The 24,392-nt window shown below is 60.3% G+C and carries 24 protein-coding genes and 2 pseudogenes; 8 read left to right on the plus strand and 18 right to left on the minus strand.

The window, feature by feature from the left end; translation table 11 throughout:
* The 8 genes from BGO16_RS13205 to BGO16_RS13240 all read right to left on the minus strand — a co-directional run.
* On the minus strand, window positions 1–1,916 hold a 1,916-nt coding region (locus tag BGO16_RS13205; protein ID WP_292619201.1), incomplete at its 3' end, for an efflux RND transporter permease subunit.
* The gene (locus BGO16_RS13210) at window positions 1,913–3,025 is read right to left on the minus strand and encodes an efflux RND transporter periplasmic adaptor subunit (protein WP_056301994.1); all 1,113 of its coding nucleotides are present in this window, start codon (window positions 3,023–3,025) and stop codon (window positions 1,913–1,915) included. The genes BGO16_RS13205 and BGO16_RS13210, both read right to left, overlap by 4 nt.
* A gap of 18 nt (window positions 3,026–3,043) precedes the next feature.
* Window positions 3,044–4,264 carry an MFS transporter gene (locus tag BGO16_RS13215; protein ID WP_056301996.1) on the minus strand — a complete coding sequence of 407 codons (1,221 nt, stop codon included), beginning with the start codon at window positions 4,262–4,264 and terminating at the stop codon, window positions 3,044–3,046.
* Window positions 4,257–4,853, minus strand: coding sequence for a Chromate resistance protein ChrB (locus BGO16_RS13220; RefSeq protein WP_156464497.1), 597 nt, complete (start codon window positions 4,851–4,853; stop codon window positions 4,257–4,259). The genes BGO16_RS13215 and BGO16_RS13220 overlap by 8 nt, the downstream gene beginning before the upstream one ends.
* 335 nt (window positions 4,854–5,188) lie before the next feature.
* The gene (hydA, locus tag BGO16_RS13225; RefSeq protein ID WP_056301999.1) at window positions 5,189–6,625 is read right to left on the minus strand and encodes a dihydropyrimidinase; all 1,437 of its coding nucleotides are present in this window, start codon (window positions 6,623–6,625) and stop codon (window positions 5,189–5,191) included.
* 51 nt (window positions 6,626–6,676) lie between these two features.
* Window positions 6,677–7,420, minus strand: coding sequence for an aspartate/glutamate racemase family protein (locus BGO16_RS13230; RefSeq protein ID WP_056302001.1), 744 nt, complete (start codon window positions 7,418–7,420; stop codon window positions 6,677–6,679).
* A 162-nt stretch (window positions 7,421–7,582) separates the two neighbouring features.
* Entirely contained in the window at window positions 7,583–8,887 is a 1,305-nt protein-coding gene (locus BGO16_RS13235) for an MFS transporter (RefSeq protein WP_056302003.1), read from the minus strand.
* 203 nt (window positions 8,888–9,090) lie between these two features.
* A complete protein-coding gene (locus tag BGO16_RS13240) occupies window positions 9,091–9,840 on the minus strand; it encodes a GntR family transcriptional regulator (protein WP_056302004.1) in 750 nt (249 codons plus the stop codon).
* 188 nt (window positions 9,841–10,028) lie between these two features.
* Here BGO16_RS13240 and BGO16_RS13245 point away from each other — a divergent pair, with 188 nt between their 5' ends.
* From BGO16_RS13245 to BGO16_RS13250, 3 genes and pseudogenes are all read left to right on the plus strand, one after another.
* On the plus strand, window positions 10,029–10,784 hold the full coding sequence (locus BGO16_RS13245) for an aspartate/glutamate racemase family protein (RefSeq protein ID WP_056302006.1): 756 nt from the start codon (window positions 10,029–10,031) through the stop codon (window positions 10,782–10,784).
* A gap of 206 nt (window positions 10,785–10,990) precedes the next feature.
* Window positions 10,991–11,135 (plus strand): annotated as a pseudogene (locus BGO16_RS18155) (VIT1/CCC1 transporter family protein); the annotation flags it as partial.
* Window positions 11,110–11,286 carry a hypothetical protein gene (locus BGO16_RS13250; RefSeq protein WP_292619204.1) on the plus strand — a complete coding sequence of 59 codons (177 nt, stop codon included), beginning with the start codon at window positions 11,110–11,112 and terminating at the stop codon, window positions 11,284–11,286. The pseudogene BGO16_RS18155 and the gene BGO16_RS13250, both read left to right, overlap by 26 nt.
* Before the next feature lie 142 nt (window positions 11,287–11,428).
* Here the strand turns inward: BGO16_RS13250 and BGO16_RS13255 are convergent, their stop codons facing one another.
* From BGO16_RS13255 to BGO16_RS13295, 9 genes are all read right to left on the minus strand, one after another.
* The gene (locus BGO16_RS13255) at window positions 11,429–11,758 is read right to left on the minus strand and encodes a PilZ domain-containing protein (protein WP_347329915.1); all 330 of its coding nucleotides are present in this window, start codon (window positions 11,756–11,758) and stop codon (window positions 11,429–11,431) included.
* Between the two features lie 31 nt (window positions 11,759–11,789).
* Entirely contained in the window at window positions 11,790–12,128 is a 339-nt protein-coding gene (locus BGO16_RS13260) for a histidine kinase (protein ID WP_244487347.1), read from the minus strand.
* Window positions 12,129–12,288: 160 nt separating this feature from the next.
* Window positions 12,289–13,089 (minus strand): hypothetical protein, encoded by an 801-nt coding sequence (locus tag BGO16_RS13265; protein WP_200941232.1) that lies wholly within the window; start codon window positions 13,087–13,089, stop codon window positions 12,289–12,291.
* A 191-nt stretch (window positions 13,090–13,280) separates the two neighbouring features.
* The gene (locus tag BGO16_RS13270; RefSeq protein ID WP_056302009.1) at window positions 13,281–14,654 is read right to left on the minus strand and encodes an ATP-binding protein; all 1,374 of its coding nucleotides are present in this window, start codon (window positions 14,652–14,654) and stop codon (window positions 13,281–13,283) included.
* Window positions 14,641–15,318, minus strand: a complete 678-nt coding sequence (locus BGO16_RS13275) for a response regulator transcription factor (protein WP_056302068.1) — start codon at window positions 15,316–15,318, stop codon at window positions 14,641–14,643. The genes BGO16_RS13270 and BGO16_RS13275 overlap by 14 nt, the downstream gene beginning before the upstream one ends.
* Window positions 15,319–15,430: 112 nt before the next feature.
* Window positions 15,431–18,037, minus strand: a complete 2,607-nt coding sequence (locus BGO16_RS13280) for an FtsX-like permease family protein (RefSeq protein ID WP_292619205.1) — start codon at window positions 18,035–18,037, stop codon at window positions 15,431–15,433.
* Between the two features lie 44 nt (window positions 18,038–18,081).
* Window positions 18,082–18,750 (minus strand): ATP-binding cassette domain-containing protein, encoded by a 669-nt coding sequence (locus tag BGO16_RS13285; RefSeq protein WP_056302013.1) that lies wholly within the window; start codon window positions 18,748–18,750, stop codon window positions 18,082–18,084.
* A complete protein-coding gene (locus BGO16_RS13290) occupies window positions 18,743–19,396 on the minus strand; it encodes an ABC transporter ATP-binding protein (protein WP_056302015.1) in 654 nt (217 codons plus the stop codon). Before BGO16_RS13290 ends, BGO16_RS13285 begins: the two co-directional genes overlap by 8 nt.
* A 1-nt stretch (window position 19,397) precedes the next feature.
* A complete protein-coding gene (locus tag BGO16_RS13295) occupies window positions 19,398–19,988 on the minus strand; it encodes a hypothetical protein (RefSeq protein WP_056302017.1) in 591 nt (196 codons plus the stop codon).
* Window positions 19,989–20,447: 459 nt separating this feature from the next.
* Here BGO16_RS13295 and BGO16_RS13300 point away from each other — a divergent pair, with 459 nt between their 5' ends.
* The 5 genes and pseudogenes from BGO16_RS13300 to BGO16_RS13315 all read left to right on the plus strand — a co-directional run bounded on the left by BGO16_RS13300 (window position 20,448) and on the right by BGO16_RS13315 (window position 23,536).
* Window positions 20,448–20,753, plus strand: a complete 306-nt coding sequence (locus tag BGO16_RS13300; protein ID WP_210168420.1) for a hypothetical protein — start codon at window positions 20,448–20,450, stop codon at window positions 20,751–20,753.
* Between the two features lie 270 nt (window positions 20,754–21,023).
* Complete coding sequence (locus BGO16_RS13305; protein WP_056302021.1) at window positions 21,024–21,293, plus strand: FeoA family protein; 270 nt, start codon at window positions 21,024–21,026, stop codon at window positions 21,291–21,293.
* A gap of 13 nt (window positions 21,294–21,306) precedes the next feature.
* Window positions 21,307–22,016, plus strand: a pseudogene (locus BGO16_RS13310) (FeoB small GTPase domain-containing protein); the annotation flags it as partial.
* Complete coding sequence (locus BGO16_RS18160) at window positions 22,003–22,254, plus strand: PepSY domain-containing protein (protein ID WP_200941233.1); 252 nt, start codon at window positions 22,003–22,005, stop codon at window positions 22,252–22,254. The pseudogene BGO16_RS13310 and the gene BGO16_RS18160, both read left to right, overlap by 14 nt.
* Before the next feature lie 901 nt (window positions 22,255–23,155).
* A complete protein-coding gene (locus BGO16_RS13315; RefSeq protein WP_082512720.1) occupies window positions 23,156–23,536 on the plus strand; it encodes a hypothetical protein in 381 nt (126 codons plus the stop codon).
* A gap of 44 nt (window positions 23,537–23,580) precedes the next feature.
* On the opposite strand, the gene BGO16_RS13320 is transcribed toward BGO16_RS13315, so the two are convergent.
* Window positions 23,581–24,303 (minus strand): hypothetical protein, encoded by a 723-nt coding sequence (locus BGO16_RS13320; protein WP_056302024.1) that lies wholly within the window; start codon window positions 24,301–24,303, stop codon window positions 23,581–23,583.
* Window positions 24,304–24,392 lie beyond the last annotated feature (89 nt).

Raw genomic sequence — 24,392 nt, forward strand, 5'->3', positions numbered from 1 at the left:
TCATGCGTGCCCGCGGTGTCGTCGGCTTTCTCGGCGCGGCCGATGTGCTGGGCGACCGAGCGCACCACCGGCAGAGCGATCAGGGCCTTGGTGACGAGAGCGCCGAGGCGCTCGGATTCGGCAATCGAGGTGCCGGGCACAGCCGACATGTGAAGAATGAAATGCCCTTCCTGGAGTTCGGGCAGGAAGGCGCTACCGAAGAACGGAAGGGCGGCACAGCCGGCCACGGTAAAAACCAGAGTGGCAGCGATCGCCGTACGCGGATGGATGGCGATGCCGCGCAAAATTCGCTCATAACGCCCGCGCGTCCAGCGAACGACGGGCGGCTCTCTATCATGCGCGACCGCACCCGCGCCTTCGCCTCGTCGTCCACGGCCGGCGAGCAGCAGCATCGAGAGCGCCGGCGTCACCGTCAGCGCCACAACAAGTGATGCGAGAATGGCGAATATATAGGCCATGCCGAGCGGCGCAAAGAACCGGCCGGCGAGACCCGGTAACGTCAGCACGGGCAAGAAAACAAGAATAACCGCGAAGGTCGCATAAATGACAGCGCCGCGCACTTCGAGCGAGGCGTCGAGGACGACCCGGCCCACTGGCCGAGGTTCCGGCAAACGCCTGTTCTCGCGTAAACGCCGGACGATGTTCTCAACGCCGATCACCGCATCATCAACGACTTCGCCGATGGCGATCGCGAGCCCGCCCAAGGTCATTGTGTTCAGGCTCTGGCCCAAAGCGTCGAGGATAATGACGGCGGCAAGCAGTGACAGCGGGATCGCCGTGCAGGCGATCGCCGCCGTGCGTAGATCGAACAGGAACAGAAACAGGACCACAATGACGAGGATACCGCCGAGGAGCAGCGAGTTCCGGACATTGTTGGTGGCCGTATTGATGAAGTTGGCGGGACGAAAAAGATCGCCGTGAAATTTGATACCGGCCTTTTCCAGTCCCGGCCGCAAGCTCGCCAGCGCCTCTTCGACGTGCTGGGTCACCTCGACCGTATTGGCGCCGTATTGCCCCGAGACATTCAACATTACGCCAGGCTTGCCCATAATCGTCGCGCCGCCGATCGGCGGCTCCGGCGCATAGACCACCTCGGCGACGTCACCGAGAAGCACGCTCGAAGCGCCTTGGTTCAGCAGAACAGTGTGAGCAACATCCTCCGCCTGGAGCGACTGGCCCTCGGTCTGGAAGACGATGCGCTGATTGGCGGTGTCGATAAAGCCCGCGCCGCGCACGCCGGTGGCTTTCTTCGCCACGGTCAAAACGTCGTTGAGGGTGAGATTATAGCGAATGAGCTGGTCCGAATGGACCTGAACCTGAAGCGAACGGAGATCGCCGCCGAACACCGCGACCTTGGCGACGCCCGGCACGGCGAGAAGCCGCAGGCGCAGCGTCCAATCGGCGATAGTGCGTAAATCCATCAGCGAGTGCGTGTCGGAGGTGAGCCCGGCGACAAGGATGGTACTCGTCGAAGAGGTCAGCGGCGTCATTCCCGGCGGCCCCGTCTCCGCCGGGAGTTGTTGTGCGGCGACCGCCAGGCGCTCGGCCACCACTTGCCGATCCCGATAGATGTCACTTCCGGGCGCGAAGATAACCGTGATGACGGAGAGCCCCTGGATCGAGGTGGACCGCAACGATTGCACGCCGGGGACACCATTGATGGCATTCTCGATCGGCTGGGTGACGAGGACCTCGATCTGTTCTGGCGTAAGGCCGGGCGCCTCGGTCTGGATGCCGACCTGGGGCGGTGCGAACTCCGGGAAAACGTCGTAGTTGGCGCCAGCAACCGAGAGGACGCCGTAGCCGAGCAGCACCAAGGCCATAGCCACGACGATGCCGCGGAAGCGGATCGCGAAACCGATGACATTCGCTTGCAAGCCGAATGGTGTTGAATGATCAGGGTTTGCCGACGTCATTTCTTGTCCTCGCCGACCTGGATCTGTGACCGGAACTCCTCGGACAGCAAGATCTGCGCGCCCTGCGCCACAATCTCCGGGTCGGGGTATGGGAGGCTCTTGACCGAAACGATGAAACCGCCTCCGGGCGCGGGCACATCGGTTGGAATTTCGTGGCGCGTGAACGTGTCCGCGCCAGTGCGCAGATAGACCCATGCCCGCCCCGTCCACCACACGACCGCCGAGGCTGGAATTTCAATTCCATCGATGGGAGCACCGGACGGCAGGAACGCAAGGACGTTCATTCCCGGCAACAGATTGCTCGCGGCATCGGCCGCATAATAAAAACTCAGGCCTTGGATCTTCGGGTCCGTTTGCGTGGCGGCCGAGACAAAATCCACTTGATGGTGCGAGGCGCTTGCGCCGAATTGAACCGTCGCGGTCGACGGCGGCGTCATGGATGTTCCAGGCGGCAGTGTGATCTGGAGGAGGAAAGTCTGGCGCTCGATCAGATGCGTCACCAAAGGCCCACTCTCGACGAGCGCCTTGCCGATGACCGTTCCCCACTCCTGCAGCGCCGTTGCTTTTAGCGTTTTGACCTGGGCTTCTGCCGTTGCGACGCCGGCTTTATCCGCACCGAATGTGGCCTGGGCCGTCTGTAGCTGCGCCACAGTCGTGATGTTGTCCTTGGAAAGGGCCTGCGCGCGCTCGAAAGCCGCCTTCGATGCAACGATCTTAGCCTGAGCGCTCTGAAGCTGGGCGACGGCAGTTACATAATTGTTGTCCAGCGTAACCAGCTTGTCGAGGTCAAGCACTGTTCCGTAGGCGCGGACTTGCTCCTGGTACTGCGTCGACTTTGGTTTGGTAACATCGACTCCGCTCTGCCTACGCGTTGCTGCGTCGAGGGTCACGACGGGCTGCCCTCGGCCGTCAGTCGACACGCGTAAGGGCGCTTTGACCGGACGTTCTCGCTCGGCTTCCATCGTTGCCTCGCCGCGTCCGGCAAGGAAACCCCAGACGACAAGCACGCCAAGACCTCCGATCGCCGCCAGAATAACCAGAAGCCGAACGATTCGACGCCCAGGTCCACCAGGATTCTTGTGCTCACTACCGGACATGCTCACATCCATCGACAGTTTCCGATTGCTCTAAGCTGATGAGGTGTTGTCTGATCGGAATTGCTTTCGTAGAGCGAGCAGGCCGGCCAAAGCGATGGCGGTGAAAGCCGCGCCGGCCAGGAAGGTCGCGTTCGGGCCGTAGACATCCCAGAGCGCTCCGGCGACCACGCTGGCGACAAGCATGGCCACCCCGCTCGCGAGGTTGAACACTCCAAACGCGGTTCCGCGCAGATCGGCAGGCGCGGTGTCCGCCACCAGCGTTGCAAGCAGCCCTTGGGTCAGGCCCATGTGCAGGCCCCAAAACACCGCACCGAACAAAAGAATGGGCACTGACGTCGTGAGTGCCAGGAGCAGATCGGCGACCACGAGTGTAGCGACGCCGACGATCAGGACGCCCTGACGCCCGAACCAATCAGACAGCATGCCGGCCGGGTAAGCTGCGAGTGCGTAAGCAATGTTCATAACGACCATGACGACGGGTACGATCGCAATCGCGAGACCTACATTCTGAGCCCGCAGAACCAGAAAGGCTTCGCTGAACCGAGCCAGCGTCAGCACCACCGCAACTGCTACCACGGCCCAGAATGGCCCTGAGAGCCGCCAGACATCGGCGAACTGCGGCTTGGGTCTTGCCGTAGCGTCAATGGCGCGTTCCGGCTCCGTCACCCCGAACGCCATCAGGCCGAACGCGATGAACGCCGGGATGACCGCGATCCAGAACACCGCGGCGTAATTGTCGCCGGTGAAAAGCATAAGCCCGATTGCGGCAAGCGGGCCGAGGAAGGCCCCGATCGTGTCGAGGGATTGTCTTAAACCAAAGCTTGCTCCTCGCAGCGGAGCGGGGGCGAGATCGGCCACCAGCGCGTCGCGCGGTGCGCCGCGAATACCCTTTCCCGCCCGGTCAAGGAATCGGGCGGTCACCACCCATTCAAGCGTCGTCGCGAGCGGGAAGATCGGTTTGGTGAGGGCAGCAAGACCGTAGCCGATAACGGCCAGCAGCTTGCGGCGACCCAACCAATCAGACAGCGCGCCGGAGAAAATTTTAGTGATCATCGCCGTCGATTCGGCGACACCCTCGATGAGTCCGACCGTGAGTGTCGAGGCTCCAAGCACGGCGACGAGGTAGATCGGCAGGAGAGCGTGGATCATCTCGGATGAGAGATCCATGAACATCGATACGAACCCAAGCGTCCAGATTCCGCGCGGCAGGTTTCGAAGCGCCGTCGAGGCGGCAAGAACCTGGTCAGCCATCCCGCAGTCTCCCTCGCTTCTTGAGCGGGGAATTCGGAGTCGCGGTATCCGACGAACCAGCGCTGTCATCAGCCGCGTCTACAACACCCTCTTGCGTATAGACCGCGCCGGCGAAGGTTCGCAAAGCGGCGCCAGAGGTCTCGAGCGTTTCGTTCGCCACTTGCATTCGAGCGTTGGGGAAAAAGTCGCGCGCCTTGATCTTGGCGAGCCAGGCAGAAAGCTTGTCGAGGTCGTCCTCGATCTCTTCAAGTTCTGCAAATGTGAATTTCCGGCGCCGGGTCTCCTTTTCGATCTCGGCGAGAAATTCGCCGGAGCGCTCGGCGAACTCGTCGTATTCGCGTGCTCGGTCCGCCTGAAACCGAGCAATAATGGCTTGCTCTTCTTCCTCGCTGGTCGCAGTCGTCGAGAAGACGGTGGCGCTGCCGCCTTGCGCGCGAACCATCTCGACAAGCTGCGCATAGAGCAGTTTGTGCTCGTCCGTAACTGTTAAAATCCACGCCCCATTCAGCACGCTGGCAGCTCCGGCGGCACGAAGACGCCGCCACAGCGCCACGCGCCCGCTGGAGGGGGCAGCCGGAAGCTGCGCCAAGAACAGAAGCCACTGACCGGTAATGTGTTCTCTCCGACCTCCGAAACAGGTGTTGCATTACCGGGGTTCTCAGACGGATGCAACACCTGTTTCATTGCTATTGCAAAGATGCAGGGCATCCGCCAGTTGTTGCATTCCACGCCGAACATTGACCTCCCAAGCCCTGTTGCAAGCGACTTGGCGGCAGGGATCAGTTGTGATCCGCCTTAATTGCCTTCGGCAGCGTCTAAAAATTACAAAGCAGTTTCAATCACGTAAGATTTCAAAATGTTATTCTGAATGGCGCGCCACGTTCACAAGAGCCTTCCTAATTTATTCGCCTATTTGACGATCGGTTATCCGTCGGCGCGCACTGACCCTACAGGCGGTTTAATGAAGGAGGCCGTCTCTCGTTTTATATACTGACCGAAACCTTTGCTGCCGATCAGTTCGCCATCCTTAACGATACATTGGCCGCGCACCATCGTCAGTTCAGGCCATCCTGTGACGTTGAGGCCCTCATACGGCGTGTAATCCGAGCCATCCTTCAGAAGCGCGTGGGTGAGTGTCACCTTTTTCTTCGGATCCCAGATAGCAATATCTGCATCGGATCCCACTGCGATCGTGCCTTTGCGCGGGTAGAGGCCGTAGGTTTTGGCATGATTGGTCGAGGTCAGCGCGACGAAGCGATTCAGGTCAATGCGGCCTCTGTTGACGCCTTCCGAAAACAGGATGGGCAAGCGTGTTGCCACTCCCGGAATGCCATTCGGCACCCAGCGAAAACTTGTTCTGCCTTTTGCGGTCAACTTGCCCTGTGAATCGTTATAACGAAACGGGCAATGGTCTGAGGAAAAAACCGAGAACACGCCAGTCTGGATACCCTCCCAGCACGCCGCTTGGCTGGCCTCGTCGCGTGGTGGCGGCGAGCAGACGTATTTGGCGCCTTCCATATTGAGTCCGTCGAGGTCCTTCTCCGTCAGCATGAGGTATTGCGGGCAGGTTTCGCCGGATACGCTCAAGCCCTTGGCTTGAGCACGGCGGATTTCCTCCATCGACTCGCGATTTGAAACATGAACGATCATCACGTTCACGCCGATGAGTTCCGCCAGCGAGATTGCGCGGTGCGTTGCTTCGCGCTCGACCACGATTGGCCGGGAAGTCGCATGATAACGCGGCGAGGTTTTCCCCGCGAGCTCAAGCCGGTCGGTGAGGAAGCGGATGGCGTCATAGTTCTCGGCATGAACCATGACAAGCGCGCCCGTTTCGCGCGCGACGCTCATGACTTCCAATATTTCCCTATCGGCGAGCGCGAGGCCTTCGTAGGTCATGAAGACCTTGAACGAGGTATACCCATCGGCAACAAGCCCCGGCAACTCCTGCCCGAGCATCTGCTCGGTGGGGTCGGAAATGATGAGATGGAAGGAGGTGTCGATATGGCAATTGCCTTCAGCGAGAGCGTGATAATCCTTCAATGCCTGGCGCAGCGATTGTCCTTTCTCCTGCAAGCAAAAAGGCAGAATTGTTGTATTGCCGCCGAATGCAGCCGATCGCGTTGCGCTCTCGAAGTCATCCGCCATGACGACATCGGGGCCCGACGGTTGCGATATATGAACATGGCTGTCGATGCCGCCGGGCAGCACCAGCCTGCCGGTGGCGTCAATGAACTGGTCGGCAGTACCAAGGTCATGTCCGAGGGCAGCGATGCGTCCGTCGCGGATGCCGATATCGCAGGAAAAGATGTCCGACGCGGTCGCGATCGTGCCGGCTCGAATGATGGTGTCGAATTTTGCCATGGTGCCCTCCTCACTGCGGGCCGGTGTGATACAACATCCTCGACACCGACGTCATGGTTGAGCCGAAAGCCGGGCATCCTGGAACAGGCTGCCCCAGCCCTTGACCCGCCGAGGGTCGGCGCTGGCCAGAACAAGGCTCTTCCAAACGGCCGTCGCGATCGAGTCATAGACCGGAATGCCGAGTTTTGCTTCCAGCAATTGAGCAAGCGGAGCTCCGCGCATGTTCGTGCACACGATCGCGACTGCCTCGCATCCCGCTTTTTCAACCGAACCGATCATCTCTGCTATGGTGTGCTCGCTGACTTCCGCGAACGAAAAATTATCGCGGAGACCGCTATGCCGTTCTGCCGAGCAGATAATGCCGGCGGATTTCCAGTTCGCGATGATCTTCGCCTGAACGTCGTCGGTATAGGGGGTCACAAGACCGATCCGCCTCACACGTGTTCGCTCAAATATTTCCCGAAATGCCAATACGGATGTGCAGGCGGCAATACCGGTCGAGGAGGTGATGCGTTCGCAAAGTCGCTCATCGCGGTCGAAACCAAGCCAGCTCGCGGATGTGCCGTTCCAGGAAATCACATCGACCTTGGCATGGGCGAGAAGTTCCGCCGCGCGCAATATCTCGGTGTCGTCGAACTGCTTCAACGCCTGATCCGACAATGCGATTTCGGTTACCTTGAAGCGGCCAAAATGAACGCTGACCTCCGGAAGTCCCGCGACCATCTGCGTGCTGATGGGCTCGAGGACGGTGTTGGACGAGGGGGTCAACATTCCGAGACGCAGGCGCGTGTTCATGAAGTTCTCCGGAGAGCATTGCGAAAGCTCGAATAATGGTCAGGTAGCTTCGCTAATGCGAATGGTCATCCGACGCCGTCGGTCTGCGTCGATGACCGGATGATACTGGATGATTCGGAGTGATGAGCCTCGCATTCACGAGCGAGGCTCATCGAGTCCGATCTAAACCGGAAGTTTCCGGCTGTAGTCGATTGCAGTCGAGCAAACGAGCAGCGCTACGCCCGCGGCGGCGAAGAACATCAAAGCGAGGTAGTAGGATCCCGTGAACTGAACAATGAAACCTACGATAATCGGGACAGTGACGCCGGCGATGTTACCGCCGAGATTCATGCAACCGCCCAAAAATCCCGCCCGATTTCGCGTGGCAAGAATGGATGGGATGGCCCAATACATTCCGCACCAGCGCAGGAAGAACAGCGTCGAAGATAGCAGCGCAACGACGATTACGGCGTCCTTCACGTAGGCAACCGAGAAGATTGAGATGGTTGCGACGATTGCAGCGATGCCGAACAGAGTTCTAAAGACGGTGTTGGGTTGACCGCCACGTTCCCGCCAAACGTCGGCAATCTGTCCCCCGACGAGTTCCCCAATGAATCCGGCGAAAAACATGATGAACAGAGCCCCGCCCAGCTGCTTGATGTCGAGGCCGTGAACCTTGAAGAGGTAGGTCGGCATCCACGTCAGCAGTCCGTAAAACACGGTGTTGAAGAACATCCATCCCAAACACATGCACCAGACAGACTTGTACGCGAAGTAGGCGCCAATCCCGCGGCCAGACGACACCGGATCATTCAAATCCTCCAATGCGTGGGCGGTTTCAATATGCTTCGCCTCGGCTTCATTGACGGACGGGTGCTCGCTTGGACTATTGCGAATGTACCACCAGGCAAGGGCGCCGCAGAGAACCGTACCGATTCCAGCGACCGCAAAAGAAATCCGCCAGGAATCGAACGCGGCGATAAGGCCGGCAATGACAAGTGCGCCCAGCGCCGCGCCAAGCGGCGCGCCACCATCAAGCAGCGTGGCGCCACGCGCGCGCTCGTTTGGCGTCATCCACATCGCATTGAGCTTGCCGCCGGCGGGATAGATCGGCGCTTCCGCCGCCCCGAGTCCCAAGCGGGTTAAGATAAGCATGAACGAACTTGTTGAGGCGGCTGCGATCGCCTGAAAGAAACCCCAACCAATCGTCGCTGCTGCAATGACGATGCGCGGCTTGTATCGGTCCGCCAGCATGCCGCCGGGGATTTGCATCAGGGCATAAGTCCAGAAGAACGAGCTCAGAATAAATCCCTGAGCTGCGGCATCGAGACCAAACTCCTTGGAAATGAGCGGCATCGCAACGGAGAGGGAGGCACGATCGATGTAATTGATCGTGATCAGAAACAACATCAAAACGAAAATCTTCCAGCGTACGCCGGTCTTTTGCTGCGAGCCTTCCGCTGAGATCACATCGCCTTGCGCAGTCATTTGTTCCTCCAATGTTGAGTCATCTAAGCCATGCGGCCTCCTCTTGATTGAGAGACCTGCATGCGACCGTGCCCGAACCGTCAGAAATCCCGATAGCCGCTGCAAAGCTGCAGCACAAACGGGCAGAACACAACATTTTTTGTATTCTGCATACAATTTTTTTGAGGAATATATTCCGAATGACATGAAGACGATGTGGCTCGTTAGCGGTTTGCGTCTCTGACAGGACTTGTTGGTTGGTGAATATTCCTGCGGGAACGTAGTTCCTTGTTGACCGTTCGGCCGGTATGCAAGACGTGTTGCGTCAACGCACGGGCCGCGGCAGCGCCGTCGCGCTTCTTGAGCGCTTTTAAAATTTCCCGATGCTCCATGACGGAATCATCCCAGCGCGAGCGAGACGACAAAGCGAAGTAGCGTGCACGCTCAGCGCGGGCAAGGAGCCCGTCGTGCGTCGATTTCAAGACCGCATTTTTGGCACACGCAACAATGTAGCTGTGGATCTCCTGATTGATTTTGAAGTAATCATCCAGCCGGCCATCTTCGTGATGGGTCTCCATCCGATCCTGGAGCTGTGTCAGCCGCCGCAACTCTGCAGATGTCATGCGTGATGCCGCGAGTTCAGCGGCAATGCCTTCAAGAGCGCTGATGACCTCGAAGATTTCGTCGATCTCGACCGGTCGTAATGGTGCGATTTGCGCGCTGCGGTTGGATCTCAACTCGAGCAACCCTTCTGCCGCCAGTAGCTTGAGTGCCTCGCGAAGGGGAGTCCGGGAAATTCCGAGCTCTTCGCTGAGCTTGGTTTCGAGGATTGCCACGCCGGGAGCGAGATCGCCGCGGACAATCAATGTGCGCAGCCGCGCCAGAGCCTGTTCATGGAGCGCAACCCGTTCAGGCAGTTTCCGGGCGGCGGCGCGAACTTCTTTGACTCGTGTTACAGCAGTCCGAGGTGTCATTCACCACTCCATCCAACCTGCACTGTGTCTGAAACAATATAGAGGCGTTCTCAATCCATTTGTATACTGCATACAAAAATTTGTTTGCAGATCGTGTGTTCTTAGGTATTTGCTCTGACAGACGGACCGTGACAGCTCCCGTGCCGGAAGCTGCGGCAGATCGATCGGACTAAAGGACTTCGTCCCGCATGCGCATCATGGTGCTTAATCCCAATACCAGTGAATCTATCACTGCGCGCCTTGCCGCTGCCGCCGAGAAGGCTGCGGCGCCGGGTACCGTTATTGTTCCGTTGACCGCGCCCCGCGGCGTTCCCTACATCGCGACGCGCGCCGAAGCCCAGATCGGCGGCGCCATCGCTCTGGAAATGCTTGCGGAACGGCATCGGGATGTAGATGCCGTAATTATTGCGGCTTTTGGTGATCCGGGTCTTTTTGGCGCACGTGAACTGTTCGATCTGCCCGTCGTCGGCATGGCTGAAGCCTCGATGCTGACCGCGTGCATGCTCGGACGTCGCTTTGCCATTGTGACTTTCGCCCGGGCCCTCGGTGCTTGGTATCAGGATTGCGTCGACATGCATGGCTTGGGCGGGCGTTGCGCCGGCATCCGCATGCTCGATGGTTCCTTTGCGTCGGTTTCGGAGGTGCAGGAAGAAAAGGAAGAACTGCTGGTTGAGCTTGCCAACCGAGCAGTGACCGAGGACGAGGCGGACGTCATTATTCTCGGTGGGGCGCCACTCGCCGGCCTCGCCGAGAAGGTCAAGGGTCGAATTCCGGTGCCGGTCGTGGATCAGATGGCAGCGGCGGTGAAACAGGCCGAAGCGTTGACTGTGTTGGGTGCTCGCAAGGCCACCGCCGGCACGTTCCGCCGTCCCGAGGCTAAACCGACGATTGGACTTGCCGACGCATTGGCCCGCAGGATTGAGCATCGCGACAAGTCGCTCTGAGTGAGCGCGGCGCTAGGCGTCCTCATGTACGCCACCGCAAATGGCTGTTTCGAACATTTCCGAAGGTCGGCATTTGCGTGGTGGCGAAATGATCGGGCTGCTGTGTTTGGTTCTGGCCGTCCGACCTCGCCATTCAAGTCGACGTTGCGGCTTGAAGCCGAGAACGTAGCGCTTCGGCATCAGTTGGTCATCTTACTGCGCGCACGGAGATTGCTGCTGGCGCGATCGCGATGGGGCTGGGAGATTACCTCGCCGCGCGCACAGACGCTCAGCAAAGCGTCGGAACGATCGCGGGAGGGATCCGAAATCGGTACCAAGCGGGCATTTGAAGTCGCTGAGGTTCGCGCAATACGGGCTGGCCGACGCGGACGCCTTAGCGGTGCTGCTCGGCGTTGAGCCCGAGGATGTCGGCAATGTGCGGGCGGGAATGCCCGCGACGCTGAAGTCGGCGTTCGACAATAATGCATCCTGCGACTCCCGGTCTCTCTGTTCCCGCACGTGAGCTTCCCGCGCATCGCGGTCAGCGTCGACGCAGGCGTCCGGCGGGACTTTACTGAAGGCCGACTTTTCGATCTCATTCATCGTGTTCTCTGGGGTAAACAGGTGTTTGCGGACGGGGTTACTGGGTATTTGACAGCAGCAGGCTAACTTGTCTTTTGGAACGCGACTCCGATCAGGTTTTCCTTTTTCCAGGCCATCCGACAGCTTTTTATGATGTTGTCTGGATGCACAACCAACTCGAATGTGTCGGGAATGCCGAGCGGGCTTTCGACCTGAAGAGTGGCGCCACCGGCTGACAAATTCCTGATGGTGCAATCGATTGCGGAGCGACCGCCGTTAAATACTATTTTCCCTCCCTTCAGCACTCGCCTGCGTTCATGCTCTCGTTTGTCTTCCATGGCCATATCCGATGCAGCTTGTTGCGGCGACGGCGGCGCGGTTGTGTCAAACAACAAAGCCAAACGCTTGCCCACGATAGGTCGTTGATCGAACGAGACTGGCGGCTTAGCGTGAGGTCTTACCGCTCATACCGTCCATTACCGCGAGAAGATCAGCCAGCGCCTGCTTGCAAGCCGCAGGATCAGGTACACTCGCACGCAAGGCTTGGAGCGCACGGTCGATGGCCTTATCGAGTACGTGCCAATCAGCCGCCGCGCGCGACTTAAGCCCGCCCTCCGCCTCATCCCATGTCATTTCGAGATCCTTGATGCGTGTCTTTGCCCCCGCCAGATCGCCCTTGTCCGCAAGCGCCTTGGTGTCAGCCGCGATCGTTTGGAATTTCGAGAGGTCCCCGAGCTTCGAGGCCGCGGCGGCCTCGGCCTTCGTAGTGGCGAAGAGGCTCACGGGGATCCGACCTCCTCCCGCCAGAGCGGCGGCGCCTACTATCATTAGCATGATTGCCATACCCGCTTGTCTATGCGTGGTCATCGCTGATCTTCTGATTTTGTGGAAACGTTGATTGCGATTGATCCTGCCCGGCGGGGACGATTCGCCATGTACGGGCTCACACCTTGTCTTCGGCCAGCATTGGATCTGCAGGCTTCCCGGCTTCCACGCTCAGGAAGATCACGAGCCCGACGATAACGACGAGAAAGGCCATGCTGGTATACACGGTGCCAAGTCCAAGCCCGCCGTACTCCCGCGACTGGGACAGAAGGTCGCCCAGCGACGCTCCAAGCGGGCGCGTCAAGATGTAAGCCAGCCAGAAGGTGAGAACCGGATTGGCACCGAAACGATACGCCAGTGTAATGGCCGCGATCAGCGCGCCGAAGGCTACCACCCCCAGATTAAAGCCAAGACCGAGCGCTTCGGTCGCAAGGTCGCCGGCCGCCGTGCCCAGCGCAAAAGTGAAGAGGATCGCGAGCCAATAGAATAGCTCGCGTCGCGTCGTCACGATTGTATGGATCGACAGCGTTCTTTCAAATCCGTACCACACCGCGAAGGTTGCGGCCAAAGCGGTTGCGAATGCGAAGGTGCTGACATACAGGCGGACGCCGAGCTTGTCGGTCAACAGGTCTGTGATCTGCGTACCGACGACGCTGACGAGCACAACCGTCAGCCAATAGATCCACGGCACATATCGGTGCATCCGGACTTGCAACACCAGCGCGGCAAGCAGCAGCGCGGCCATGATCCCGCCGGTGAGGGCGGTGCCAAGCCCTACGTGAACCGCCAGGTAATCCGCGCCGGTCTCCCCGACCGTCGTCGACATGATCTTGATGAGCCAGAAAAAGAGAGTCACCTCTGGAACTTTGTTCAGCATCATCCTGACAATGCTTCCGCGTTTCGACAGTTCTGAGGTCATGAGGTTTTCCGTCCAATCGGAGAGCTGCGGCGACAATCGGCGACCGCCCGTCACACCCATAAGCGCCCATGGGGATTGGAACGGCATTCCCGGATGTATACGGATCGGTAATCTGCGCCCTTTTGGGCCAGTTTCGAGCGCGCGCTGGCCAATCAGTCCTGGCGCCACCGTGGTCCAGGTAGGCTCAAGTTCTAGGAGACGCGGCTGGAGCTTGGGAATCGCACGACGGCACGAAGGCCCGGCGCATTGTCGATAATCTCGAGCGTCCCGTGGTGGAGCGCGGCAATTGCGCTCGCCATGCTCAGGCCAAGACCGCTGCCGGGGGTCGATCGGCTGCGTTCGAGTCGGTAGAAGCGCCGAAGCACGTTTGAGCGTTCCTCTGCGGGGATCCCCGATCCGTTGTCCGCGATTTCGGCAATCACGGTTGTCGAAATTTCAGACAATTGCGCGACGACGATGGTTCCCTGCGGCGTATGATGGAGTGCGTTCTCCACGAGATTGGAGAAGAGCTGAACGAGAAGGTCGCGGTCGCCATTGATTGTTACGCCGCCCGCAATGTCTATCCGCAACGTGCGTCCGCTTTCCTCGGCAGTCGGCGCATAGGCGTCTGCGACCGTTTGCATGACCTCCGACAGGTCAACCGACCGAAACGCCGAACACCGGACGCCTGCCTCGATCTGCGCTATGCGCAACAGGGCGGAGAAGGTGTCGAGGATAGCGTCGGCTTCCTCCATCGCGTGTTCGACGACGCCGCGATAGTCGGCCGCGGTCAGCTCGCGCCATCGTGCTTCCTCCAGGCCTTGGCGAAGGCGGGAAAGGGGCGTCCGCAAGTCGTGAGCGATATCAGTCGAGACTTGGCGGAGATTTTCCATCAGTCCGCTTATCCGGTCCAACATTGCGTTCAGCGTCGCCGATAACCGGTCGAAATCATCTCCGGACCCGTTGCGCTCGATCCGCCGCGAAATGTCGCCTGCGATTATGGCATCGGCAGTGCGCGTGATGGTCTCGACGCGACGAAGAAACCCAGCGCTGAGAAGAAGGCCGCCTCCGATGCCGAGCAACAAAACAACGCTGAGGGCCGACGCGAAGGCGGTCAGGAAGGTGTCCTCGATCTCGCGCACCTGCTCGAGATCTTCGCCAACACCCAGCCTGTAACCTCCCTGCAGCTCCGAAACGAGGGCCTCGATGCGTTCGGATTCCGTACGTTCCTTTCCGTCTGCATCACGACCGCTTTTCGTGCGAACCCAGCCGACGCTGCCGGAAACCATCGGCAGGTCTCCGGCGAGGCGTTTACCCGCAGGATCCAAGACGAAATAATCGAGATTGGACGGCGTTCGCGTTCGTTCCTGCACCGTCGCGACTAGGTGATCAATTCCATCGCTTCTAAACTCTTCCTGCAGGAAGCTCATCTCGGCCTCGATCCTGCGCCGGAGCTGATCTTCCAGTGCCGCGCGCGTGCTCCAGAAGGTCACTGCGCCCAGGAGAAGCACGGATATGCCGAACAGCAAGGCATAAAGCAATGCAAGCCGAAAGCTCGCTGTGCGCAGAAGCCTACGCTGGAACACGAAGGATATATCCGGAGCCTCGTACGGTTTCGAGCAGCTCCGTCTCGAAGCCCTTGTCGATCTTGGCGCGCAACCGGCTCATATGTGTCTCCACAATGTTGGTCTTGGGATCGAAGTGGAATTCCCAGACATTTTCAAGCAGCATTGTGCGCGTGAGAACGCGGCCGGCATTGCGCATCATATATTCAAGCAGCCGGAACTCGCGCGGCTGAAGGGCAATGTCCTGGCCGGTGCGTTTCACCTTTCGGCCAATCAGGTCCATTTCGAGGTCGGCCACCCGGATAATCGTCAAGACCTCTGTCATGGGCGGGCGACGAGCCAACGCGTTGATTCGCGCTAGAAGTTCTGCGAAGGCAAACGGCTTTACCAGATAGTCGTCGCCGCCAGCCTCAAGGCCCTCCACGCGGTCGCCGATCCCCGCCATCGTGGTCAGAAACAGGATTGGCGTTTTCACCCCGGCGCCGCGTACTGTTTTCACTACGCCTAGCCCGTCGAGGCCGGGCAGCATGCGATCGACAATCATAACGTCATAGGTCTCCCCAGCGGCGAGAAACAGGCCATCCCGACCGTTAGGAGCCAAGTCGACCACATGCCCGTGTTCCTCCAGGCCCTTGCGGACGTACGCTCCCATCCGGCGATCGTCTTCAATGACGAGAATCTTCATGGCCTCTATTCCTGCTGCGGTTCTCACCGGGGTCGGCGCTCTCATACCCATGACGCAGCTCCAGGTCGGACCAAAGCGACGTTGCATTATAGTAATGAGCACCCGCCCCCATTTACATCTCCCTTAGCCGCTGAACGGCCGGGATCCGCGTCTCGTGTTGCGCTCCGATCACCGCCGCCGCCATTGAGGCGAAAGCAGCACAGATCAGGACAAAGATATAGATCCACGGAATCGACAGCTGATCGGGAGGGGGATCGAAGACGCCGGTCAGCAGCTTGACGAGCATCCATGCCATGCCGAAGCCGCCGGCGACGCCAATTGCGCCTCCGACGGTAAAGATCAGCATCCCTTCACTCCAAAGAAAAGCACTGAGTTGGCGCGGTTTCGCTCCCAGCGCCGAGAGGATGGCGAAGCCGCGCCGCCGGTCGGCCAGTCCCAGCGCCAGAACGAGCCCAGCCGCGCCGGCCACCATGATCACGGCGAACACCAGTTCGATCCGGGTCAAACCGACGAGATCGACAGCCGTCAAACTCGAGCCAATGAGATGCTGCGTGGTTCCGATGTCGCGAACCTTCAAGCCCGGAAGCGAACTCACGACCTGCTCTGCCAGCTTAGCGACGGCAGCTGGATTGCCGCGCGTGCGCAGCAGGACGACCTCAGCCGAGTCGGAGCCGGTCACCTTAGCGATGTACGTAGCATTGGCGACGAGAAAGGAATCCTTCGGCGCCGTCGGGAATTCGCGGACGATACCAATGAAGCGGAACGGAACGACGTGGTACTGGTGATCGGTCGCCGATTGAAGGCGCAAATTGATCGGATCGCCCAGCGCAAGCTGATAGTCATTGACGGTCTCCTGCGAGACGAGGACGCCGTCGGGCGTCTTGGCAAGCTCGGCCAGGGTGGCCTCCGCATTCCGGTTCGCAAAATAAGCGTCAGAGACATCGGTGGCCTTGCCCAGATTAATCGGATCGATTCCGTAGATGTCCTGCAGATCCGTCCCGACATAGGCAAAGCGATGCTGCATGGGCTGTGCCGCCACGACGCCCGGCAAAGCCGCGAGCTTGTCCATGACGTTGGAGGCCGGTGCGGTGCTGGTACCAGTGACGGCGACGTCGGCTCCGTTAGTGAGTTCCGCGTCAACGCGAGCCTGCGCGTTGTACGTCGTGTTGAAGACGGCCGTCGAAGTCGCGAACGCAAGGGCGAGGGCGCTCATAGCGATCCCGCTCGTCAGCCGCCCGCGCTGTCGCCCCATCGTAGCCGCCACAAGGTCCGAGAGAGGTCCGGCGACAGGCCGCAGGACGGCCGTGAGCCAGCGGCGGCCCTGCGCGAGCCCCACTGTCGAAAGGCGGACGGTCAACAGGCCGACGCCGGCCCACATCAGCAGGGGAGCGAGAAACGTCGCATAGTCAACCGAAGCTGCCGCCACGCCTTCCGGCGCGAGCACCACCTGGTAACCGGAGCTCGCCGTCTTCCAGAAGACCAAAGCGCCGATGGCAATGAGCACCAAGTCTACGAAAGCTCTCCGCCACAACGGCACGTGATCCGAACCGAGCACCATGCGCGCCGCTGCAACCGTGAGCCGACGCGCCTCGGACCAAGCTGGTAGCAGAACGGCCAAGAGGGCGAGGGCGAGCCCCGCGATCACGGCAGCCCCGAGCCAGGGCCAAAGGCCGGTGATGGTGAGCACTGCACCGAAAGTAAGGTGCGCCGCGAGAACTGCGACGGCGAGGCCCAGGACCGCCCCGCCCGCAGCGACGAGGGCCGCCTCGACAGCGGACAACGTCAGGATCCGGCGCGTCGACGCTCCCCGCAATCGCAGCAGCGACTGATCCCGGCGTCGCCGGTCCGCGCCCGAGCGAGCACAGGCGACAGTCAGCAGTGCCGCGAGAGCTGCTCCCGGCGCTCCGAGAAACAGGAAGAGCACCTTGGCGTAAAGCGCGTCCCCGCGGGTGGCATCCAGGCGCGCCGCAAGGTTGTTGGCGAGAACCGCGGTCCCTGCCACTCGCGCCTCGAGGTTATGACCGGAAGCAGTCGCGGCGATATAGGCTGCTCCGGGATCGCTGGATAACTGCGCGCGGTCGATGCCGATATGCAGTTGTTGGCGCACGCTATCCGGCCGGACGTTCTTCTGTGGCAAGAAGAGCTCGCGCCAAAGCGGGGCGGGAAGGACAAGCACGTTGTCGGGCGGAGCCTGCGGTGCGAGGCCTTTCGGGGCGCCGACCGCCTGGAAGAGCGAGTCGGCGTTCGGGAGATCGATCACTCCGCCCACTTTGACCGCGGAGTTCGACAGCCCCGGCCGGTGAATCATCACCATGTCTCCGAGACCGACGTGCAGATTGGCTGCCGTCTGCTGGGCGACGAGAACGCCGTCTAACGACCCAAGAAGAAGCCGGATCTCGCCGGGGAACGAGGCAGTATAGGAGGGGTCGAGGCCAAGGACCTGTCCAGCTCCCGTCGTCTGCACCGTGCCGTCGGTCGAGGACTCGAAGCCGTCGACAGATGCGTAGTCGACCGTCTGCACCTTCGCGAGCGGGTTTGCCTTCGAGGCTGCTTCCTTTATGGCCTCGAGTGAGGCGCCGAAAGCCAATTGGATCTGCCAATCGACAGGCACGGTGGCGATCGCCCGGGTCGTCATGCTCGCAGAGCTGGCCCGAAGAAATATGCCGAGGACGGCGATAAGAGCCACCACGCACGCGACCCCTGCGACGGCACCGATCAAGCGTCCCGAGCGCGCCCGGACGAGTCCGGAGATCCATGGCCCTATCATCGCTCATCTCCCGCCGCGGAACACATTTGGCCGTGGTCCATGTGCCAGATCCGCTCCATGCGTTCGGCAATGGCGAGATCATGCGTGGCGATCACCAGCGCGGTCGGAGAGCCTGCCAGCCAATTCAAGAGACCATCGATCAATGCGAGCCCGGTCGCCTGATCAAGCTGCCCCGTAGGCTCGTCCGCCAAAAGGAGCTGCGGGCGCGCCGCGATCGCGCGAGCCATGGCCACGCGCTGTCCCTGCCCGCCGGACAGTTCCTCGGGCAACTTATTTGCCAGATCGGCAAGGCCGACGCGCTTGAGTGCTTCCATAGCGGTGGCGCGCGCGTCGTCCCGCCCGTCCTTCAAAATAAGGGGAAGCTCGACGTTCTCGATGACGCTCAGCGGCGCCATGAGGCTAGGCGATTGAAAAACCATGGCGACCTTGCCGGGCAGCAGACCATCCCGGCGTCCCAGAAGCGGCCAGCGCATTTCGCCCGCGCTCGGGATGTCGAGACCCGCCATAAGGTGCAGGAGGGTGGATTTTCCGCTTCCCGAGGGTCCCAGTAAAGCGATCCGATCCCCCGCTCTGACCCGACACGTCGTCGGAGCGAGCGCTGCCACGGTCTTGCCGCCGCGCTGGAAGGAGCGGGCCGCTCCGAACGCTTCGACGAGATCAATCATGGACAATCCGCCCGTCTTTGATCCGCAGAATGCGGTCGGCGCATTGCGCCAGGGACGCGCTATGGGTCGCGACCAGAATGGCGCAGCCCGCGCGCCGCCTCTCGTCGAGGAACTCGAGAATGCGATGCTCGGTGTCGGCGTCGACCTCGGCCGTCGGCTCGTCGCAGATCAGGATGTCCGGATCGGCTGCGAGCGCGACGGCAAGGCCGGCTCGCGCGGCCTCGCCGCCGGAGAGCTGCGATGGCATTGCATCGCCATGCTCGCCGATGCCGAGCCGCTGCAGCAGCGAACCCTGCTCGCCCTTGCCCGACAGCTCGATTTGCAGCGCGATGTTGGAGGACACCGTCAAGTGGTCGAACAGGTTGTTGGACTGCATCAACATGCCGATATGGCGAGCGCGCAGACGAGCCCGTGTTGCTTCGGGCCGCCGCGACAGGCGCTCTCCCATGACGTCCACATGACCGCCATCGGGCTCGTCCAGACCGGCGAGGCAGGCGAGGAGCGTCGACTTGCCACTCCCGGACGGGCCGACCAGGGCGACCATCTCGCCGGCGTCGAGCTGCACATCGATGCCTCTCAGCGCCGGCGTCTCATCGTCGCCCACGTGGAAGAACCGATACAGCTCGTGGCCGCGGAGCACGCTCATGTCACTGCCAATGGAAAGAGTTCGACATCAGCCGCCACTGATCCACATTGTCGGCGCCGAGTGGCGCGGACAGATCGAGCGTGACCAAGGTGCCGTTCCTGAACATCAGATAACGGTCATGCTCGAGCCGGATCTGCTTGCCGGTGACGGCGTTAGGGGCGGAGTTCGAGGCATAAGAAACAAGGACAGCAGGGCCCGACTTGAGCTTGACGTCCTTGACCGTTTTTATCGCGACAGCATGGCCGCCCTTCTGCAATTCGGCTGCTTCGCGTGTTTTCGCGATCGTCGCATTGGGCGCCTGGTCAGCCTTCGAAACAGCCAGATCGATGATGTTGTATTTGTCCGAAAAGCGAGCGCCGTCCGCGCGATCGGCGCGAGCCCAGCCCTCGGGGACTTTCATGGCGAAGCCAAACGGCGATTTGTATTCAACGAAGACCTGGCTGTCCGGGATATCCCCCGGTGGATTCTTCTCCGGCGCGACGGCCGTCTCCCGAGCGAGGGCAGGCGCGGCGGCGATCGGCACGGCCATCGAAGCTGCCAGCGCAAACGCCAGCGATGATGCGATGAGGTGACTTCTTGATCGGGTTTTCATGTTGGCCTCTTGAAGGGTCGTTGCGGCTTGGCTGTCATGGCGACGGCTGGCCCACGGATCGAGAGCGAGAGAGGGAGCAATAGGAGGCGGCTCACAGCGAGCGCGAGCCGCCCAAAATGACGAGCGTCAGTTGTCGTCGCCCTCGTGGCCGTTCTCATTCTGCTCATCGTCGGCCATGGCTGTCTTCACAACCTGACCGCTTTGAGTGTCGACAAGTACCTTGTGCTTCCGGCCGTCTTGAGGTGACGATGTCGCAAGCGATCACGACCGCGGAGAGCCAAGAGAATGCGCTCGCGACGATCACAGGCGTTCGACCGCGACTATACAATTTGCCAATGTTGGCCATCGCGCGTGGACAGGAACTAGCGCGCGTGAGATTGCTCTCACATGTATGTTTTTCGAAGCGCGCCGACACTCCTTGTGGCAATGGCTCACCACTTCTGTTACGCGACAGGAGATTTGTCCGCTCCTGTCATTCTTGGCGTTGCCGCTCTTTTCCTCGCGTTCGGACTCCTCGCCGCGGATGTGGCGGAGGGTGACACCACGGCCTTTGATAACGCGATTCTCGTGTTCTTCCGACAGTCCGGAGACATGGCGAACACAATCGGACCCCTATGGCTCAAAGAGGCTGCCCGAGACCTAACGGCGCTCGGCAGTACGGTCGTACTCGGTCTCGTCTTTGTAGCTGTGCTGGGCTATCTCATTATGCTGCGCAAGCGTGCCGCCGCCTTACTAATCCTTGGAGCAGTGTCGGCGGTCAATTAATCAGCATCCTACTGAAGTTGAGTTTCGAGCGCGCGCGACCCGACCTCGTTCCAAATGCCCCGCATGTGTTCACGGCGAGCTTCCCCTCAGGCCACACAATGCTCTCGGCTACTACGTACCCACGTTGGGCGAGCTCATCGCACGCGTTGGGCCACGCCCCTCCGTAAGGAACAGCTGCGCGGCCAGCTTGGCGAGCATACGTAGAGCATTTCTAATGTTCGCGCCGGGAGGCAGCTTGACGTCGACTGGGCGGCTGCTCACAAACGTCGCATGTGCGACTGCCCGCATCCGCCTCCCGAATTGCTGCTCGGCAACGCCCCGCGGGGCTTTGCCGGCACCGTCGTGGTGCTAAAATCGGCAACGTACGGGGCGGTTGCAGCCGAGCGCGAGCAGCAACTGATCGAAATGGGGTTCATCGAAGGCGCGCGGGTCGAAATCCTGCACGAGGGGGCCATCGCCCGCGATCCGATCGCTGTGCGCGTTGACAATATCACGATCGCATTGCGGCGGCGCGAAGCTATGGCTGTCGTGGTGCGATGATCGGTTTCGATCGATGACGGCGGCTTCCCTGCACATCGCGCTGGTGGGTGCCCCTAACAGTGGCAAGACTTCGCTGTTCAACGCGCTAACCGGCAGCCGTCAGAAGGTCGCCAACTATCCCGGCGTCACCGTCGAGCGCAAGACTGGCTCGTTCGTGACGCCCGAGCGCCGCACCATGTCGCTGGTCGATCTGCCCTGCACCTATTCATTGCGTGGCCGCAGCCCTGACGAGGAGATCACCCGCGACGTCGTGCTCGGCCGCTATGCCAACGAGGATCCGCCTGACATCGTGCTATGCGTCGCGGACGCGACCAACCTGCGCCTGACTTTCCGCCTGGTGCTGGAATTGAAACGCACCGGTCGCCCGCTGCTGGTGATCCTCAACATGTTCGACATCGCCCAACGGCGTGGAGTGAGATCGATATCGACAAGATGTCGGCGGCACTCGGCGTCACTGTCGTCACCTCGATCGCGGTGCGCAAGGGCGGCATCGCCGAACTGCTGCGGCGCACCGACGAATTCGCGGCGCATCTCGGCGAGAACAAACGCGACAACACCTGGATGCCGCTGAGTATCGCCGAACTGAAAGCCACCCAGCGCGAGGCCGACCGCATCATCCGCGAGACCGTGACGATGCCGTCGAAGCCTGACACGCTGACCACGCGCGTCGATGCCGTAGTGCTGCATCCGGTGTTCGGCCTGGTCATCCTTGGACTTATCCTGCCTACACAGGTCAGAACCTTGCAGGTCACGCCAAGGTGACTCCACGCAGGCCCGCCAGTTCGCCCTCAAGGCTCATCCCGGGAAAATCACCGACGAGGAGCTTGGGCGCGAGGCCGGTGGTAGCGGGTTGCGCTATTCGTTCGACATCAGGACGGGCTCGCGGACCCAGGAAGTCGGGATTGATGCCGCCACTGGCAAGGTGCTTGAAAACAAGACCGAGGGGCCGCATCCGGATTGATGTGATCGCCCATCGGATTGATCAAAGGAGTTACATCGTCTTGCGCAACTTTGATCTTGTTGATCGCTGGGTGGTGCTTCCTGCCACAATTCCGCTCTAAATTGCGCCCCGATTTCGAATCTCAGGTCGTGAAAACGGAAGACATGGTCGCGCGTAATTGATTGAGCCTCCTCGGTCGCTCGGGCCGGAAGGAAAGTATGAAACAAGCTGGTGCTGACACACAGGGGGTGGAGGACGTGAAATGAAGAATAATCTCTCGCTTTTGCTTTGCAGTACCGCTGCGCTGCTGACCTGTAGCACTCCCGGTCAAGCGGCAACCCCCGCTCAAGACCCTCGCCCTAACCTGCAGGTTCAGTCTTACGCCGAGCTACTCGAGCCTATCCCCGATGCGGTCGCAATGTTGAGAGCGGACGACGCAGCTCGCACTAGCGAGACGCCACTTGTCCAACTTGCACAGTATCATCACCACCATCATCATTTTTACCATCACCATCACCATCACCACGGATATTACTCCGATGACCCCGCTGCAGGTATAATTGGCGGAATCATCGGTGGAATGGTAGCTGCGCCACGATACGCGCCGGATTGCTATTGGACTCAGGGAAGGCCGTATTGGGACGGCTATAGCTGGGTGCGGCGCCGAGTCCGGGTCTGCGAATAGATGTCGATCGTGAATCGGCGCGCTCGGGTAGCTTTCCATGACCTGCTGTGTATTGCACGCGGCATATTCTTATTGCTTCGCCCAGCAGCGCCACGTCTGTCGGGAGGCGGCGGGTACCGGATATAACCGGAGCCGCAAGCTCGGGCTCGCTCCCATCTAGTTCAACTTGGAACTTGCGGTGCGGGGGAACGTTACAAGGTGCCAGCATCCGTTGGCTAAGATTCTCAGGAGGCGTGAATGGACAAGAAGATCGCCGGACTTATAGGAGCCGTGGCGACGCTCGGAGCCTGCAATGTCGCGGAGGCAGCACCCCCCGTAGTAAATCCCGCGCCAACTGACGTTCTCCAGGCAAACTCGTATGCCGATCTGCTACAGCCAATTCCGAACGCGCTGACCACTCTTCAGGCCATTGACGCTGCTTCATCACCTTCGGCTGATGGCCAAATCGAATTGGCCCAGTTTTATTATCATCATCATCATCATCATCACCATCATCACCATCGATGGCACCGCGCGCCTCGGATCGTTGTGGTTCCACCGCGATGGCACCATCATCACCATCACCATCACTTTTACCACCACCATCACCATCATCATTTTTATCGCGACGACGACTAAGCGAATCGATCAAAAGGGCCGTCAGGCCCCTTTTGATCAAGCCGCTATTGATTGCGGGCTCGATCCTTGGCCGCCCGATGCAGATGGCGATAAGTGCCGTCGAATACGGTATCTGTCGATGACGTCCACTCGGTACCTTCCGCCAGCTTCGGACGATTGGCAAATATCCGGCGCGATTGCAGCTCACGTTCGGCGGCCTCCTCGTCGTTCATCTCCTCAAGTTCAAAGGCCGCCTCTTCCGGGATAACGATGATTTGCACGAACGGCTCATTAGGCCGGAAAATGTGAGTTCGTCCTTCGGCGGGGGACTTGAACACCATGAAGAACAACATCGGCCACCAGTTTCGTATCAGCGCGGGCACCGCCACCGGCACGGTATCGGTGCGGTCGGTGTAGAAACGCGGGTGCGGTTCGGTCCTGATAGCGAATCCTTGCTCGACCTTAAGATCGAGGAGGAGTTGATAGGTGTAGTAGCTGTCGCCAAAGTTCCGGAACGGCGGCCATTGCACTCCGGACTCTGGCGGGGGTCCAAAATCTCCGTCGAGAACGAGCTTGCCATCTTTTGTGCTCACGCGAAGCTCGTTGTCGTAGGGATAAAACAATTCGATCCCGTACTGGGCGCCTTCCGAAAAGGGCACACAATGCCAGACCTGTTCGCGCGAACCATTCGCGCGAGGCTGGCGCTCACCCGCCCATCCAGGTAGCTCCAGCTTGGTCCGTCGCGGCGCCAGCCGCGAGTTGATCAGACGATATTTGACCTTCTGCATTTTCGCCCTCGCTCGCGGCCCACCGCGTTGATCGTTCTCAGAATGGCAACGCGATTCTGGGCTTGACCTGTCGCCGCAGCATCCTTAAT

The organism is Nitrobacter sp. 62-23, assembly GCF_001897285.1.
Classification (GTDB): Bacteria; Pseudomonadota; Alphaproteobacteria; order Rhizobiales; family Xanthobacteraceae; genus Nitrobacter.

Excerpts from the sequence above, each read along its gene's own strand:
- BGO16_RS13210 (WP_056301994.1), bottom strand. The coding sequence starts at position 3,025 with ATGGATGTGAGCATGTCCGGTAGTGAGCACAAGAATCCTGGTGGACCT.
- BGO16_RS13215 (WP_056301996.1), bottom strand. The coding sequence starts at position 4,264 with ATGGCTGACCAGGTTCTTGCCGCCTCGACGGCGCTTCGAAACCTGCCG.
- hydA (WP_056301999.1), bottom strand. The coding sequence starts at position 6,625 with ATGGCAAAATTCGACACCATCATTCGAGCCGGCACGATCGCGACCGCG.
- BGO16_RS13230 (WP_056302001.1), bottom strand. The coding sequence starts at position 7,420 with ATGAACACGCGCCTGCGTCTCGGAATGTTGACCCCCTCGTCCAACACC.
- BGO16_RS13235 (WP_056302003.1), bottom strand. The coding sequence starts at position 8,887 with ATGACTGCGCAAGGCGATGTGATCTCAGCGGAAGGCTCGCAGCAAAAG.
- BGO16_RS13240 (WP_056302004.1), bottom strand. The coding sequence starts at position 9,840 with ATGACACCTCGGACTGCTGTAACACGAGTCAAAGAAGTTCGCGCCGCC.
- BGO16_RS13245 (WP_056302006.1), top strand. The coding sequence starts at position 10,029 with ATGCGCATCATGGTGCTTAATCCCAATACCAGTGAATCTATCACTGCG.
- BGO16_RS13265 (WP_200941232.1), bottom strand. The coding sequence starts at position 13,089 with ATGACCTCAGAACTGTCGAAACGCGGAAGCATTGTCAGGATGATGCTG.
- BGO16_RS13275 (WP_056302068.1), bottom strand. The coding sequence starts at position 15,318 with ATGAAGATTCTCGTCATTGAAGACGATCGCCGGATGGGAGCGTACGTC.
- BGO16_RS13285 (WP_056302013.1), bottom strand. The coding sequence starts at position 18,750 with ATGATTGATCTCGTCGAAGCGTTCGGAGCGGCCCGCTCCTTCCAGCGC.
- BGO16_RS13290 (WP_056302015.1), bottom strand. The coding sequence starts at position 19,396 with ATGAGCGTGCTCCGCGGCCACGAGCTGTATCGGTTCTTCCACGTGGGC.
- BGO16_RS13295 (WP_056302017.1), bottom strand. The coding sequence starts at position 19,988 with ATGAAAACCCGATCAAGAAGTCACCTCATCGCATCATCGCTGGCGTTT.
- BGO16_RS13305 (WP_056302021.1), top strand. The coding sequence starts at position 21,024 with ATGTGCGACTGCCCGCATCCGCCTCCCGAATTGCTGCTCGGCAACGCC.
- BGO16_RS13315 (WP_082512720.1), top strand. The coding sequence starts at position 23,156 with ATGGACAAGAAGATCGCCGGACTTATAGGAGCCGTGGCGACGCTCGGA.
- BGO16_RS13320 (WP_056302024.1), bottom strand. The coding sequence starts at position 24,303 with ATGCAGAAGGTCAAATATCGTCTGATCAACTCGCGGCTGGCGCCGCGA.